The organism is Ruegeria sp. HKCCD6604, assembly GCF_013110635.1.
Taxonomy (GTDB): Bacteria; Pseudomonadota; Alphaproteobacteria; order Rhodobacterales; family Rhodobacteraceae; genus Ruegeria.
On sequence record NZ_WVQW01000001.1, the window covers coordinates 1170881 to 1185584 of the forward strand.

Here is a 14704-nt window from a genome sequence, read left to right on the forward strand (position 1 = left end):
GAGCCGGGTTTCGCCGTCAAGATCCGCAACGGCTCAGAGCTGTGCCATCACCTCATCCGAGGCTTCGAAATTGGTCGTGACACGCTGTACGTCGTCATCGTCTTCCAGCGCATCCACCAGCTTCATCAGCTTTTGCATGTCTTCCAGACCCAGCTCGGTCGTGGTGGTCGGCTTCCAGACCAATTTGGTGGATTCCGATTCACCCAGCGCAGCTTCCAACGCGTTCGAAACGTCGTTCAGATCCGTATCCGCACACCAGATGATGTGGCCATCCTCTGAGCTTTCGACATCTTCCGCGCCGGCCTCGATGGCGGCTTCGAAAATGGTGTCTGCGTCACCCGCCGTTGCCGGGTAAATCACTTCGCCCTTGCGTTCAAACATAAACCCGACCGAGCCCGTCTCGCCCAGATTTCCGCCGTTCTTGGAAAAGGTCGAACGCACGGTCGACGCGGTGCGGTTGCGGTTGTCCGTCATGGTTTCAACAATCACGGCCACGCCGTTGGGGCCATAGCCCTCATAGCGGATTTCTTCGTAATCGTCGCCTTCACCGGCAGTAGACTTTTTGATCGCGCGGTCAATCACATCCTTGGGAACCGAGTTCGACTTGGCCTCTTTCACGGCCAGACGCAAGCGCGGGTTCTTGTCGGGATCGGGGTCACCCATCTTGGCGGCAACGGTGATCTCTTTCGACAGTTTGGAAAACAGTTTGGACCGCGCGGCGTCCTGACGCCCCTTGCGGTGCTGGATGTTGGCCCATTTTGAGTGGCCTGCCATAATGCGTCCTCGTCATCGTGATTGCGTGTTCGGCGCTCATATAGACGTTTGCAGGGGGCAGGATCAAGAGAGCGGCTTGCGACGGCTTCACTGGCTAGTATGGTGACGACATGACGACAGACCAGATCATTCTTTTTGCGCTTTTCATCACCGTCTTCGGAATGCTGCTGTGGGGCCGGTTTCGATACGACCTCGTGGCCTTTGCCGCGCTGATGATTGGCGTTGTGCTGGGCGTCGTGCCCGTGGATGGTGCCTTTGCCGGGTTCGGCCATCCCGCGACCATCATCGTGGCGCTGGTTTTGGTGGTTTCTGCCGGTTTAGTCCGATCAGGCGCAGTGTTCCTGATCACCCGCACGCTGGTTGATGCCTCGCGGGGCTTAGGTGCGCATATCGCCCTGATGGGTGGGATCGGCGCGGTTCTGTCGGCCTTTATGAACAACGTGGCGGCGCTGGCGCTGCTGATGCCCGTGGACATCCAGACCGCACGCAAGGCCGGACGATCGGTGGGCCTGTCGCTGATGCCGCTGAGCTTTGCCACCATTCTGGGGGGGATGGCGACGCTGATCGGGACCCCACCGAACATCATCATAGCGTCGATCCGGGCCGAAACACTGGGCGAGCCGTTTCACATGTTCGATTTTGCCCCGGTCGGTGGGCTGGCCGCAATCACCGGTCTTGCCTTTGTCGCAGTGGTGGGCTGGCGCCTGATCCCCAATCGCGGACCGCAGGCCGAGACATCGGAAACCTTGGCCGAATACATCGCCGAGCTGACCGTCCCCCCGGAATCCGCCCATATCGGCAAACGGGTCAGCGAGCTTTATGAGGTGGCCGAGAAATCGGACGTGGCCATCATCGGTTTGATCCGGGATGGCAAACGGCGCTATGGCCGGTCGGCGCACGCCGTCTTGCAGGAAGGTGACGCGCTGGTTCTGGAAGCCCGACCCGAGGCGCTGGACGAGTTTCGCGCAGCGCTCAATCTCGACTTTTCGGACACGCGCCGGCAGGAATTGCTGACGGCCGAGGGTGACGGGCTGGAAGTGATCGAAGTCGTCGTGCCGGAAAGCGCGCGCATCACAGGTCGCACGGCACAAGGGCTTGGGCTGGCCTGGCGGCAAAGCACCGTTTTGATGGGCATCTCACGCCAGGGGCGCAGGATCACCGAACAGGTCCGCAAGACCGAGGTGGAACCGGGCGATATCCTGCTGCTGCTCTGCCCTCGCGACCGCGCTGCGGATGTTACGGAATGGCTGGGTTGCCTGCCCCTTGCCGGACGCGGGCTGAACGTTACTGCAAACGACAAGGCATGGCTGGCCATCGGTCTGTTTGCCGCAGCTGTTTTGGCCGCAAGTGTTGGGTTGATCTATCTGCCCATTGCTTTGGGGCTGGTCGTGATTGCCTATGTGCTGACCAAGATCATGCCGATCACCGACATTTACAGTCACATCGAATGGCCGGTGGTCGTACTGCTGGGCTCGATGATCCCGCTGGGCAGTGCCTTGGAGACCTCGGGCGGCACCGAACTGATCGCAAACGCCCTGATCCAGCTGACCGATGGCCTGCCCGCTTGGGCCATTCTGACCGTATTGATGGTTGTCACGATGACTTTGTCGGACGTGTTGAACAACACCGCCACCGCCATTGTCGCCGCGCCGGTCGGGATACAAATGGCGCGCACGCTAGAGGTGTCACCCGACCCGTTCCTGATGACCGTGGCCGTTGCGGCCTCGGCTGCGTTCCTGACCCCTATCGGGCACAAGAACAACACGCTGGTTCTGGGGCCCGGAGGCTATCGATTCGGAGATTACTGGCGCATGGGATTGCCGCTGGAAGTGCTGATCATAGCCGTTTCTGTTCCCGCCATTCTTTTGTTCTGGCCGCTGTGACGGGTAAAGGCTGCGCATGAAACCGTTTTTGATCCTGCAACTGCGCCCCGAAACAGATGCGTCCGATGCCGAATATGCCTCGATCCTGAACCGGAGCGGGTTGTCTCCTGAACAGACGCATCGCATCCGTTTGGATTGCGACGACCTGCCAGAAGGGTTGGATGTCACGGACTATGCCGGTGTCATCGTAGGCGGCGGACCGGGATGCGTCAGTGACGACCCGGCGACCAAATCCCCGCTGGATGCCCGGATCGAGGCTGCGATCATGGGGTTGATGCCGCAGATCATCGCACAAGATCACCCGTTCATGGGCTGCTGCTATGGCCTTGGCATTCTGGCGGCGCATCTGGGTGGCGACGTCAGCAAGGCCCGATATGGCGAACCCGTCGGACCATCCACGTGCCACCTGACCCCGGAAGGCCAGCAGGACCCGTTGACCGCAGGGTTGGAACCCACCTTCGACGCATTCGTTGGTCACAAGGAAGCGGTTCAGGCGCTGCCCGAGGGTTGCGTTCACCTTGTCACGTCAGACCCCTGCCCGTTCCAGATGATCCGCTGGGGGCAGAACGTATATGCCACGCAGTTCCACCCCGAGGCCGATGCCAGGGATTTTGAACAGCGCATCAATATCTACAGGAACCACGGCTATTTCCCGCCTGAAGACGCGCAAAAACTGATCGACCGCTGCCATTCGGCCGATGTCACACAACCCGGCGAGATCCTGCGCCGGTTCGTCCGGCGATACGAGTGACCCAACGGCGCGGTTGCCTGCGCCTTGCCCCCTCGCTTAGGCTGATCTGACGCAACTTTGGGAGGAGTTGTCCTTGGATTTGCTTTTGAATGTCGGCTTGCCGGTGTCGCTTGCCATTATCATGTTGTCTCTTGGCATCGGGCTGGAGGTGGCAGACTTCCGTCGTGTCCTGAGCCGGCGACGCGCCTTTGTCATCGGGGCGGCAAGCCAGATTGTTCTCTTGCCAGTCGCGGCCTTCGTGACGGTCACAATCTTTGCATTGCCTCCCGAGATCGCGGTTGGTTTCATGCTGCTCAGTTTTTGCCCGGGCGGCGTAACCAGCAACATCCTCTCCAAGCTCGCCAAAGCCGATGTCGCGCTTTCGGTCAGCCTGACCGCAGTGATCAGCCTTTTGTCGATTGTGACCGTGCCAATACTGGCCGCGTGGTCGATCGCGCATTTCATGGGCGACGAAGCCCCCGAGGTTTCGATCACCGGGCTGGCTGTTGCATTGTTTCTGATAACAACGCTTCCCGTGGGCATCGGGGTCGGAGTTCGCAACTTTGCAACAGGGTTTGCAAACCGCGTAGAGCCGGGATTGTCGACGCTCGCGACCGTTTTGTTCGTTCTGATCGTTGCCGCGGCACTGGCCGGGAACTGGCAATTGTTCGTCGACAATCTTGGCATCATGGGCGCAGGCTTGATTTCTTTGAATATCGCCCTGCTGTTCATCGGGCTGGGGCTGGCGCGGATATCAAACCTGTCCTGGAATGAGTGCAAGACGATCTCGATCGAAACCGGAATTCAAAACTCCACGCTGGGCATTACACTGGCGGCGCTGATCACGAATACCGAAAGCGGGTTCAGCCCGCTGGCCCTGCCCTCGGCAGTTTATGGCATTACGATGTATGCCGTGGTTCTGCCGTTTCTTGTCTGGTTCCGCAGGCGCTGAAAGGACCGTTATGACAAACAACACTGCTGATGCGATCGTAATCGGTGCTGGTCTGGCCGGATTGGCCGCCGCAGCCGAACTGGGCGACCGAGGCAAAAAGGTAATAATACTCGATCAGGAACCAGAAGGTTTTCTGGGCGGTCAGGCCTTCTGGAGCCTGGGTGGCCTGTTCATGGTCGACACGCCTGAACAACGCCGCATGGGTATCCGCGACAGCCACGATCTGGCGTTGCGCGACTGGATGGGAAGCGCACAGTTTGACCGCAAAGAAGACACCTGGCCCCGCAAATGGGCCGAGGCCTATGTCGAGTTCGCCGCCGGTGAAATGCGCCCCTGGCTTCATGACATGGGCCTGCGCTGGTTTCCGGTCGTGGGCTGGGCTGAGCGTGGCGGGTCTTATGCAAACGGGCATGGCAATTCCGTCCCGCGCTTTCACATCACCTGGGGCACCGGACCCGGCGTGCTGGAGCACTTCATCCGCCGGGTCCGCGCCCATGTCAGCGCCGGTCTGATCCAGCTGAAGTTCCGCCATCAGGTCAGCCATATCATCATGCAGAACGGCGAGGCCAAGGGCGTCTCGGGCGAGGTTCTGGCCGATGACGCGGCCCCGCGCGGCGGCAAGACCAACCGTGACGAGGTGGGCGAGTTCGAGGTCTATGCACCATCCGTCATCGTCACCTCGGGCGGGATAGGTGGCAATTTCGAGATGGTGCGCCAGAACTGGCCCCGCGACCGCCTGGGCGAACCGCCCAAGGACATGGTGGCGGGTGTGCCCTTCCATGTGGATGGTCGGATGATCGCCATCAGCGAAAAGGCCGGTGGCCATGTCATCAACGGCGACCGTATGTGGCATTACACCGAAGGTGTGTGCAACTGGGATCCGATCTGGCCCGCCCATGGCATTCGCATTCTGCCCGGCCCCAGTTCAATGTGGTTCGACGCCAAGGGAAACCGTCTGGAACCGCCCTGCCTGCCGGGATTCGATACGCTGGGAACGTTGAAGGAAATCCTGAAAACTGGATACGAATACAGCTGGTTTGTTTTGACCCAAAAGGTCATCAAGAAGGAATTCGCTCTGTCCGGGTCCGAACAGAACCCCGATTTCACCTCGGGCAGCTGGAAAGAGGTGATCCGTCAGCGCATTCTGTCCGGTTCCAAGGCAACTGCACCGGTCGAGGCGTTCAAGGAACACGGCGAGGATTTCGTCGTGGCCAACACGCTGACCGAACTGGTGAGCGGCATGAACCATCTGGGCGGGGGTCTGATCGACGAGGCGCATCTGCGCGCCCAGATCGAAGCACGGGATTCACAGGTGGACAATCCGTTCTCAAAAGATGCGCAGATGATGGCGATCCTGGCGGCGCGCAACTATCGCGGCGACAAGCTGATCCGCACCGCCAAACCGCACAAGTTCCTGGACCCAAAGAACGGCCCGCTGATCGCAGTCAAGCTGCACGTGCTGACCCGCAAGACACTGGGCGGTTTGCAGACCAATCTGGACAGTCAGATGATCGGCGCCGACGGTCAGGTTGTGCCGGGCCTGTTCGCAGCCGGCGAAGTCGCCGGATTCGGTGGCGGTGGTTATCACGGTTACAACGCGCTTGAGGGAACCTTCCTGGGCGGCTGCATCTTTTCGGGTCGCAACGCCGGGCGATCGAGGGCCATCGCGTGACAGCCCTGCCCTATTACTTGCGCATCATTTTGATCACCGGCTCACCCTGAGCATCCAGCAAGGCCAGCGCGTTGCCTTGCATCGCGAAGGTCGTGACACTTTGCATCGCCTTGAGAAACTGCCGCTCGACCTCATCCAGCGGGGGTGGGCAAGCCATGAGCGTTGCAGCCATATTGTCCGGGAACGCAATCCGATTGTCAGAAATCTCGGCCTGGCCACTGAACCGGTTGCAACCGCCGCTGCCTGAAAATGCCCCGCCCTGCCCAAAAGCAAGTTCAGGACGTTTCTCTGTCTCGACAGCCGCACCATTGAGGCCCGAAGCGACCCATTCGGTGTTTTCCAGCATCGCGGCACCTTGGTGTTGCACCTGTATCATCAGCAGGTCAGCAGAATTCTCGGCCCCATGTGTCAGTACCGGATAAACGGTATCCGTGGTGAACAACAGCTTTTGCCCCTGCATGACCGAAGCACGCACGGCGTATCTGCGCCCGTCCTGAATCAATGCGTCATCATAGGTCAGTTCGAACTGCGCCGGCACACCGGTCAAGGCATATCTCTGCGCGGCAAGCGTTTCGGCCGGCGCATCCGCCAATGAGATATCCTGAAGCTCGACGAACAAGGTCGTGTCAGGCGGAAGCGCAATACGCTCTCGGTAGGTTGCAGTTCCTTCGACGGTTCCGGCAAGCGATGCGCCGCTCAAAACGGTGGCGAAAGCAACCGCAGGAAACATGGTGCGGCCGAATGTCAGCATGGCAGTACCCCTTAAAGTAATATTTCTACAAAAGATTGCTGTTCATCCGACATTTACAAGTACGCCGCGGATAAAGCGGCAAATCTGTGCCGATGTCATAACGGCCAGATCAACGGGATCAGCAGAGACGCCAACAATCCGACCGTCAGGTTCAGCGGCACACCGACCTTCATGAAGTCAGTGAACCTGTAGCCCCCGGGGCCATAGACCATCATGTTCGTCTGGTATCCGATCGGAGTAGCAAAAGATGCCGAAGCCGCCACCATGACCGCGACGACCAGTGGGCGCGGATCTATTCCGACCGCCTGAGCCAGACCGATGGCGATCGGGGTGACCACAACCGCCACGGCGTTGTTGGAAACCAGTTCGGTCAGCACCGAGGTCAGCAGGTAAATCGCCCAGATAATGAGGAATGGCGGCAAGACACTGAGCCCCGGCGCAACGGCCTCGACGATCAGAGAAACCGCGCCCGAGCTGTCAAGCGCGGCCCCTATGCCCAGCATCGCGAAGATCAATGCCAACAGGCGACCTTCCACAAAAGAAAATGCCTCATCCGCATCGATACAGCGGGTCAGCAGAACCACGGCGCAGGCCACAATCGACAACAACAGGATGGGCGCAATGCCCAGCGCGGCAAGGGCAACAATCCCTACAAGAGCCCCAATCGCAATCGGTGCATGGCTTCGACGGAAGGCACGAGCCGACGGCTGGGTGACGTCCACCATGTCCATTTCCGCCGCCAGCCGCTGGATATCCGCCGGGGCACCTTCCAAAAGCAGCGTATCCCCAACCCTAACCACCAAGTCATCCAGTTGACGGCCGATATTCTGGTTGCGACGGTGCACCGCCAGCACGTAAACGCCATAACGACGCCGAAGCCGCATCATCCCAAGGGTCCGCCCCACCAGACGGCATCCGGGCGTGATCAGCACCTCAACCGTCTTGGTTTCAACGGCAGACACCTGGTCCACGCGCTTGAGTTCCTTGTTGCTTTGCAAGCTCAACAACTCGGTCATCTCGGTTCGCAACACGACACGGTCGCCGACCCGCAGTTCGACGCCCTTGAGGTTTCGCCGCAGGGATTCATCCCCTCGGAGAACATCGATCAAGCGTACACCCGGCCGCTTGAACAGTTGAACTCCTGTCACTTCGCGCCCGATCAGGTTGCTGTCCGGCGGAATGACGGCCTCGGTAAAGAACTTCATCTTGGACCGATCACTGAGCAGCGACGCCATGCTGTCCCGCTCGGGCAACAGTTTGGGCGCGATGAACCGCAAATAGATCATGCCGTAGATCACCAGCGCGATCCCCAGCGGCGTGACTTCGAAAATCGTAAAGGGTTTCATCCCCTGCGCGCGGGCCACACCATCGACCAGCAGGTTGGTGGACGTGCCGATCAATGTAAGCGTGCCGCCCAGAATGGCTGCATAACTCAGCGGAATCAGCAATTTGGACGCGGGAACATTCAGGGTGCGGGCGATTTGCACAAAGACCGGTATCATCACCACGACCACTGGCGTATTCGAAACCACCGCCGAGGCCAGCACGACAAACCCCATGAGCAATGCGATGGCGATACGCGGATTCACCTGAGCCTGCTTTTGCGCGGTCGAGGTGAACGAGTCCAAGGCTCCGGTCCGCACCAAAGCACCCATGATGATGAACATCGCGGCAATCGTCCAGGGTGCCGGGTTGGACAGAACTGCAAGCGCGTTTTGATAGGGCAGAATGCCGGTTACAAGCATCAGTGAGACACCGCCAATGGCCACGACCTCGGTCGGATAAACCTCGCGCAGGAACATGATGAACATGCCCGCAACGATGACCAGCGCCAGAACCGCGCTTCCTGTGTCTGTCAGTGAAAGGAAATTCATTCGTGGTATTCTGTCCGAACCCGGGCCCAAGCGCCTGATGACATGCAGTTTCACGCATTGCGCCCGACAGAGCAAGCCTGACGATGATTACTCGGGCCCGGCTTGTTCCAGACGCCCTCCGACGCGCACCATACGCACGGTTTTGGCCTGTCCGTCACGATCATCGGTTTCCACGAACACGCCGCTTAGTGTGGCCTCGCCGTTTGCAGGAGTAAAGCGCGCCTTGGGCATACCGGTGATGAACCGTCGCATGGGCTCCTGCTTGTCCATGCCGATGACCGAATCGTAATCTCCGCACATGCCGGCATCGGTCAAATACGCGGTGCCGCCCGGCAGAATCTGGGAATCAGCCGTCGGGACATGAGTATGCGTTCCCACCACAAGGCTTGCACGTTTGTCGCAGTAGTGCCCCATCGCCATCTTCTCGGACGTGGCCTCGCAATGCATGTCCACGATGATCGCCTGCGCCTGCCCGCCTCTGGGATGGGATTTCAGGATCGGTTCGATAGCCGAGAATGGATCGTCGAACGGGCGTTTCATAAAGACCTGACCCAGCACCTGAACCACCAGAACCTTGCGCCCCCCCGGCGCCGTGAACAGCCGATGACCCCGCCCCGGCGCGCCTTTGGCGAAGTTCACGGGTCGTATGATGCGCTGTTCCTTCTCGATGAATTGCAGCATGTCTTTCTGGTCGAACGCATGATCGCCTAGCGTCAGGCAATCCGCTCCGGCGTCGAGCAACAGCCTGGCGTGATCTCCGGTCAGCCCCATGCCGTTCGACGCGTTTTCGCCATTGACCACGACAAAATCCAGCCGCCATTCGTCGCGCAGGCGCGGCAAATGCTGCTGAACGGCCGCGCGGCCCGCGCGCCCCATGACATCACCAAGAAACAGAATCCTCATGATCCGGGTCGTAGGGGCTGTACTGGGCAATAACAAGGCGGAAGCGTGAAATTAACGGCAGACTTGGGGGTTGAAATCAAATTCTGCCGTGGCAATGTTTCGATACGTCTTTTGAATACAGAAGGAATTCTTCGTGAAGTCGTCAATTGTTCTGACCGGCTGCCTTTTGGCGGCAACCGCTGCCGCGGCCGAAGGCACCAAGACATCCATGCCGAACCCCGCCGCGACCTTCTGCATTGAAAACGACGGGACCTACCAGCTTCGTAAAAACGAAGACGGCAGTGTCTATGGCATCTGCATCCTGACAGACGGCACCGAGGTGGATGCCTGGGATTACTTGCGCAGCCACTTCGAGCAATAGCAGCTAGAAGGTCAACACGCGGCTTTCCGTGACAACCATATCAAGCGGTTGGTCAGTCGGCTCGAGCGGCAGATCCGCAGTCTCTTGCGCGTCAAAAGCAAAGCCGATGGCAAGCGTCGGGCGTTTGGCGCGCAAGCCTTCCAGCGTTCGGTCATAAAACCCGCCACCATAACCCAGGCGGCCACCATTTGCATCGAAGGCGACCAGCGGCACGATCAGGATTTCGGGATCGAAATAGTCATCCACCTGGGGCACTTTTGCACCGAACGGGCCATCCTTGAGCAGACCGTCCGGCGTCCAGCGAGAGAATTTCAGCGGCTGACCGGCTGCCTGAATGACAGGCACCCCCACCGGGCCATAAGCCGATGCCTCGGCCATCGCAGGCACCGGGTCGATCTCGGTCCGGATCGGCATGTAACCTGACAGGGGAACGCCGCGATGACCTGCCAGAACCTCGGACAAGCGCCCGGCTGCGCCCGGCAAGCGGGCATCAAACGCGGTCTTGCGGCGGGCAAACGCCGCTTTGCGCGCTGCGGCTTTGATTTCGGTCAGATCGGTCACAGGAGCACCACGCTGGCAAGCCCAAGAAAGATGAAGAAACCCATGACGTCCGTCGTGGTTGTCACAAAGGTTCCCGACGCCAGCGCCGGGTCGATGCCCAAGCGGTCCAGCACGACTGGTACTACCGTACCTGCAAAGCCTGCGATGATCATGTTCACGACCAAGGCCGACCCAATCACGACACCCAGCAGCGGGGAATCGAACCACAGCATCCCCACGGTCCCCAGCACGATTGCAAAGCAGAGCCCATTCAGCATCCCCACCAGCAGTTCCCGGCGAATAACGCGCAGCACGTTTGCATTGGTCAGGTCGCGCGTCGCCAACGCGCGCACCGTAACGGTGAGCGACTGTGTTCCAGCATTGCCGCCCATCGACGCGACGATCGGCATCAGGATGGCCAGCGCGACCAGTTGATCAATCGCCGCCTCGAATTGCGAAATCACCAAAGAGGCACAGATCGCCGTGCACAGGTTCACCGCCAGCCAGGGTAACCTTCGCCGGCTGGTTGCCGCCACGCTGTCGGACAACGAGCTTTCGTCGCCGACACCGGCAAGACGCAGGATGTCTTCTTCATGCTCTTCATCCAGAACGACCATCGCGTCATCAATGGTGATGACACCGACCAAACGGCCATCCGCATCCACCACCGGGGCCGAGATCAGGTGATACTGGTTGAAGGCATAAGCCACGTCTTCCTCATCCTGATCGACAGGGATGATGTGAAACTCCTCCTCTGCCAGATCAAGCAGCGGCACGTCACGCCGCGCCGCCATCAGCTTGCCCAACGTCACCTGAGCAACCGGTTTCAGGCGCGGATCGACCAGAACGACGTGATAGAACTGCTCGGGCAAATCGTCATTGGCGCGCATGAAGTCGATGGCTTGCCCAACGCTCCAATGTTCGGGCGCCATGACGACTTCCCGCTGCATGAGACGACCGGCCGAGTTCTCGGGGTAGGACAGTGCCTGCTCGGCTGCGATCCTTTCGGAATCCTCCAATGCGTCCAGAATGGTTTCCTGCTGCGGTTCCTCAAGGTCTTCCAACAGGTCAACGACATCGTCGCTTTCCATCTCGCGCACGGCTTCGGCCAAAACATCCGGGTTCAGAACCGAGATCACCTCTTCACGAACCGATTCATCCAGTTCAGACAGGATGTCGCCGTCGAACTCTTTGTCGTACAGGCGGATCAGGCGCGCCCGGTCAAACGGATTGATCTGTTCAAGAAGGTCTGCAATGTCGGCCGAGTGCAGCGGCTCCATCAACTCAACCAGCTTGTCGCGGTCGTCTATATCCACCGCGTACAGGATCGCCGCAACTGCCTTGGGGTCCAACGCATAGGCGTCTTCATCCCGGGGCTGATCGTGTCCGGCTTCGTCTCTGCCTGTCGTCATGCTCTGCCCCTTTTTGCGATTGGCCCCTAAATAGAAGAAGCAGCTACCGGAAAACAATGACAATGCGCCGATTTACCCACTTCTTTCGTCCGCCTATGCTGGTGTGCGGTTCCAAACAGTTGGAGAACAGGGAAAATGGCGCAAAAGACGCTTTTGAAAGGGCGTGTTCTGAGTTTCACAGGATCACCGTTCGACGGAGAGCCGACCGAGGCAACCCGGCTGGACGAAGCGGTCGTGATCGAACACGGGCGAATTGCAGAGGTCGGCACCGCCGATGCGCTGAAAAAAGCCCATCCTGACGCAGTCACGAAGGATCACGGAACGCGCCTGATCATGGCTGGGTTCGTCGATCCGCATGTGCATTATCCACAGACGGCGATGATCGCCAGCTGGGGCAAACGGCTGATCGACTGGCTGAACACCTACACCTTCCCGGAAGAGATGAAGTTCGGCGATTTCGACTATGCGACCGAGATCGCCAACCGGTATCTGGACCTGACGACCGCCCACGGCACCACGACCATGTGCAGTTTTTGCACGATTCACCCTGAAAGCGTGGATGCCTTTTTCACCTCGGCGCAACAGCGTGGGCAGCGTGTCGTCGCCGGCAAGACCTGCATGGACCGGAACGCGCCCGAAGGGCTGCGCGACACTGCGCAGACGGCTTACGACCAATCCGCCGCCCTACTGGAAAAATGGCATCGCGTCGACCGCTTGTCCTATGCGATCACGCCGCGCTTTTCACCAACCTCGACCCCGGAACAGCTCGAGGCCATGGGCGCGCTTTGGGCCGAGCATCCCCATTGTCTCATGCAAACCCACCTGAGCGAGCAAACGGATGAAATCGAATGGGTCCGATCCCTGTTCCCTGAAGCAAGGGATTATCTGGATACCTACGAGAAATTCGGCCTGTTGGGCCAGAACGGCCTGTATGGCCATGTCATCCATCTGGAAGACCGGGAACGGGATCGGCTGCGCGAAGTCGATGCCTCTTTGATCCATTGCCCCACGTCGAACACCTTCATCGGATCGGGATTGTTTGACATGAACGGGCTGATCCATGATGGCCACCGGATCGGTCTGGCCACGGATACCGGCGGCGGGTCCAGCTTTTCGATGCTGCGCACCATGGCCGCCGCCTATGAGATCGGCCAATTGCGCGGCCGTCCCCTGCATCCGGCGCAATTGCTGTGGTTGGGCACGGTCGGATCGGCCCGAAGCCTGCGCATGGACGACTGCATCGGAAACATCGCTCAGGGAATGGAGGCGGATCTGGTGGTAATCGACCTCGCCTCGACCCCCGCCATCGCCCAGCGCGAGGCTCATGCAGAAGATGTTTGGGAAGCGATCTTCCCAACCATCATGATGGGCGATGATCGCGCCGTGGCAGAGGTCTGGATCGGCGGACAGCAGGCGGCTTAGGCCTGCAACGCCCGGGCAAGCGTGTTCTGGCGTTCGATCACGCGGGGCAGGTCGATGGTCGTTATGTGCCCGTCACGTACGATCTGGCGGCCTTCGACGAACAGGTGTTTCACCGACATCGGCCCCGCCAGAAGCAGAGCCGCCGGATCCCAACTGCCCGCGCTTTCGATGCCGCGGGTATCCCACACCGCAATATCGGCACGTTTTCCGGGCATCAGCCGTCCACAATCGGGACGTCCCAACACATCCGCGCCGCCGCGCGTCGCGATCTCGAGCGCTTCGCGGGCCGACATGGCATCTGCACCATTGGCGACCCGTTGCAGCAACATGGCCTGGCGCGCCTCAAGCATGAGGTTGCCATTGTCATTGCTGGCCGATCCATCCGCGCCGAGGCCGACCTTGACACCCACATCGCGCATCGCCCGCACCGGCGCGATACCCGATCCGAGGCGGCAATTTGAACAGGGGCAATGGGCCACGCCTGTTTCCGAGCGCGAGAACAGATCAATCTCGGCCCCGTCCAGCTTGACGCAATGGGCGTGCCAGACATCCGGGCCGGTCCAACCCAATTCCTCGGCATATTGCCCTGGGCGGCAGCCGAATTGCGCCTGCGAATAGGCAATATCCTCATCATTCTCGGCCAGATGGGTATGCAGCATCACGCCCTTGTCCCGCGCCAGCAACGCCGCATCGCGCATCAGGTCCCGGCTGACGGAAAACGGTGAACACGGGGCAAGGCCAACGCGGCACATCGACCCCTCCGACTGGTCGTGAAACGCATCCACGACACGTACCATGTCGTCCAGAATGGCGGCCTCCTTTTCCACCAGATGGTCCGGCGGCAGACCGCCATCGCTCTCGCCGATGCTCATCGCGCCGCGTGTCGGATGAAACCGCATCCCCAGCTCGGACGCGGCCGCGATCGTATCCTCAAGCCGCGCGCCGTTGGGATAGAGGTAAAGGTGATCGGAACTGAGCGTGCACCCCGACAGCGCCAGTTCGGCCAAACCGATCTGGGCCGAGGTGAACATTTCCTCCGGCCCGAAACGCGACCAGATCGGATAGAGCGTTTGCAGCCAACCAAACAGCAACGCATCCTGCCCGCCCGGCACCGCCCGTGTCAGGGTTTGATAAAGATGGTGGTGGGTATTCACCAGGCCGGGCGTCACCAGACAGCCCGAAACATCATGCTCCTCACCCTCTGATTCCAGTCCCTGCCCGATCTGGGCAATCTGCCCGTCGCGGACCAAAATATCGGCCTTGGACAATTCCTGCCGGGACTCGTCCATCGTCAGGATCAGATCAGCATTCTTGAGTAGGATTTCCGTCATTTCGCGCTCATGCATCTGCCCGTCTCATGCAAGAAGTGCGTCGGCCGGTGGAAAACGGGCGCAAGAACCGGCCATCCCCGGTGTAGTTGCCTTTGATGC

Annotated in this window: 13 protein-coding genes; 6 read left to right on the forward strand and 7 right to left on the reverse strand. The window is 59.9% G+C overall.

Annotation, left to right across the window (positions count from 1 at the left end):
- Positions 1-33 precede the first annotated feature (33 nt).
- Entirely contained in the window at positions 34-774 is a 741-nt protein-coding gene (locus GS614_RS05820) for a YebC/PmpR family DNA-binding transcriptional regulator (RefSeq protein ID WP_152458737.1), read from the reverse strand.
- 110 nt (positions 775-884) lie between these two features.
- Between GS614_RS05820 and GS614_RS05825 the strand changes: the two genes are divergently transcribed.
- From GS614_RS05825 to GS614_RS05840, 4 genes are all read left to right on the forward strand, one after another.
- A complete protein-coding gene (locus GS614_RS05825) occupies positions 885-2657 on the forward strand; it encodes an SLC13 family permease (protein WP_171725704.1) in 1773 nt (590 codons plus the stop codon).
- A gap of 16 nt (positions 2658-2673) precedes the next feature.
- Positions 2674-3408 (forward strand): glutamine amidotransferase, encoded by a 735-nt coding sequence (locus GS614_RS05830; protein WP_171205368.1) that lies wholly within the window; start codon positions 2674-2676, stop codon positions 3406-3408.
- 73 nt (positions 3409-3481) lie between these two features.
- Positions 3482-4339, forward strand: coding sequence for a bile acid:sodium symporter family protein (locus GS614_RS05835; RefSeq protein ID WP_171725705.1), 858 nt, complete (start codon positions 3482-3484; stop codon positions 4337-4339).
- Between the two features lie 10 nt (positions 4340-4349).
- Entirely contained in the window at positions 4350-6011 is a 1662-nt protein-coding gene (locus tag GS614_RS05840) for an FAD-binding dehydrogenase (protein WP_171725706.1), read from the forward strand.
- Positions 6012-6024: 13 nt separating this feature from the next.
- Here GS614_RS05840 and GS614_RS05845 read toward each other — a convergent pair whose 3' ends face one another.
- The 3 genes from GS614_RS05845 to GS614_RS05855 form a co-directional block, all read right to left on the reverse strand.
- Positions 6025-6762 (reverse strand): YbaY family lipoprotein, encoded by a 738-nt coding sequence (locus GS614_RS05845; protein WP_253283895.1) that lies wholly within the window; start codon positions 6760-6762, stop codon positions 6025-6027.
- Between the two features lie 95 nt (positions 6763-6857).
- Entirely contained in the window at positions 6858-8636 is a 1779-nt protein-coding gene (locus tag GS614_RS05850; protein WP_171205366.1) for an SLC13 family permease, read from the reverse strand.
- An 87-nt stretch (positions 8637-8723) separates the two neighbouring features.
- Entirely contained in the window at positions 8724-9539 is an 816-nt protein-coding gene (locus tag GS614_RS05855) for a TIGR00282 family metallophosphoesterase (RefSeq protein ID WP_171114781.1), read from the reverse strand.
- A gap of 133 nt (positions 9540-9672) precedes the next feature.
- On the opposite strand from GS614_RS05855, the gene GS614_RS05860 reads away from it, so the two are divergent.
- Positions 9673-9900 (forward strand): DUF333 domain-containing protein, encoded by a 228-nt coding sequence (locus GS614_RS05860; RefSeq protein ID WP_371809381.1) that lies wholly within the window; start codon positions 9673-9675, stop codon positions 9898-9900.
- A 3-nt stretch (positions 9901-9903) separates the two neighbouring features.
- On the opposite strand, the gene GS614_RS05865 is transcribed toward GS614_RS05860, so the two are convergent.
- Complete coding sequence (locus tag GS614_RS05865; protein WP_171725707.1) at positions 9904-10461, reverse strand: 5-formyltetrahydrofolate cyclo-ligase; 558 nt, start codon at positions 10459-10461, stop codon at positions 9904-9906.
- Positions 10458-11852: a magnesium transporter gene (gene mgtE / locus GS614_RS05870; RefSeq protein ID WP_171725708.1), complete on the reverse strand. Its 1395-nt coding sequence runs from the start codon at positions 11850-11852 to the stop codon at positions 10458-10460. Before mgtE ends, GS614_RS05865 begins: the two co-directional genes overlap by 4 nt.
- A gap of 135 nt (positions 11853-11987) precedes the next feature.
- On the opposite strand from mgtE, the gene guaD reads away from it, so the two are divergent.
- Positions 11988-13274, forward strand: coding sequence for a guanine deaminase (gene guaD, locus GS614_RS05875; protein WP_171725709.1), 1287 nt, complete (start codon positions 11988-11990; stop codon positions 13272-13274).
- Here the strand turns inward: guaD and GS614_RS05880 are convergent.
- Positions 13271-14605 (reverse strand): 8-oxoguanine deaminase, encoded by a 1335-nt coding sequence (locus tag GS614_RS05880; RefSeq protein ID WP_171725710.1) that lies wholly within the window; start codon positions 14603-14605, stop codon positions 13271-13273. The two genes, guaD and GS614_RS05880, sit on opposite strands and share 4 nt — an antisense overlap.
- Positions 14606-14704: the final 99 nt, after the last annotated feature.

What these genes read in the sequence shown, in the direction of transcription:
- GS614_RS05825 (WP_171725704.1), top strand. Translation starts at nt 885, where the DNA reads ATGACGACAGACCAGATCATTCTTTTTGCGCTTTTCATCACCGTCTTC.
- GS614_RS05855 (WP_171114781.1), bottom strand. Translation starts at nt 9,539, where the DNA reads ATGAGGATTCTGTTTCTTGGTGATGTCATGGGGCGCGCGGGCCGCGCG.
- GS614_RS05880 (WP_171725710.1), bottom strand. Translation starts at nt 14,605, where the DNA reads ATGACGGAAATCCTACTCAAGAATGCTGATCTGATCCTGACGATGGAC.
- GS614_RS05850 (WP_171205366.1), bottom strand. Translation starts at nt 8,636, where the DNA reads ATGAATTTCCTTTCACTGACAGACACAGGAAGCGCGGTTCTGGCGCTG.
- GS614_RS05840 (WP_171725706.1), top strand. Translation starts at nt 4,350, where the DNA reads ATGACAAACAACACTGCTGATGCGATCGTAATCGGTGCTGGTCTGGCC.
- GS614_RS05820 (WP_152458737.1), bottom strand. Translation starts at nt 774, where the DNA reads ATGGCAGGCCACTCAAAATGGGCCAACATCCAGCACCGCAAGGGGCGT.
- guaD (WP_171725709.1), top strand. Translation starts at nt 11,988, where the DNA reads ATGGCGCAAAAGACGCTTTTGAAAGGGCGTGTTCTGAGTTTCACAGGA.
- mgtE (WP_171725708.1), bottom strand. Translation starts at nt 11,852, where the DNA reads ATGACGACAGGCAGAGACGAAGCCGGACACGATCAGCCCCGGGATGAA.
- GS614_RS05830 (WP_171205368.1), top strand. Translation starts at nt 2,674, where the DNA reads ATGAAACCGTTTTTGATCCTGCAACTGCGCCCCGAAACAGATGCGTCC.
- GS614_RS05845 (WP_253283895.1), bottom strand. Translation starts at nt 6,762, where the DNA reads ATGCTGACATTCGGCCGCACCATGTTTCCTGCGGTTGCTTTCGCCACC.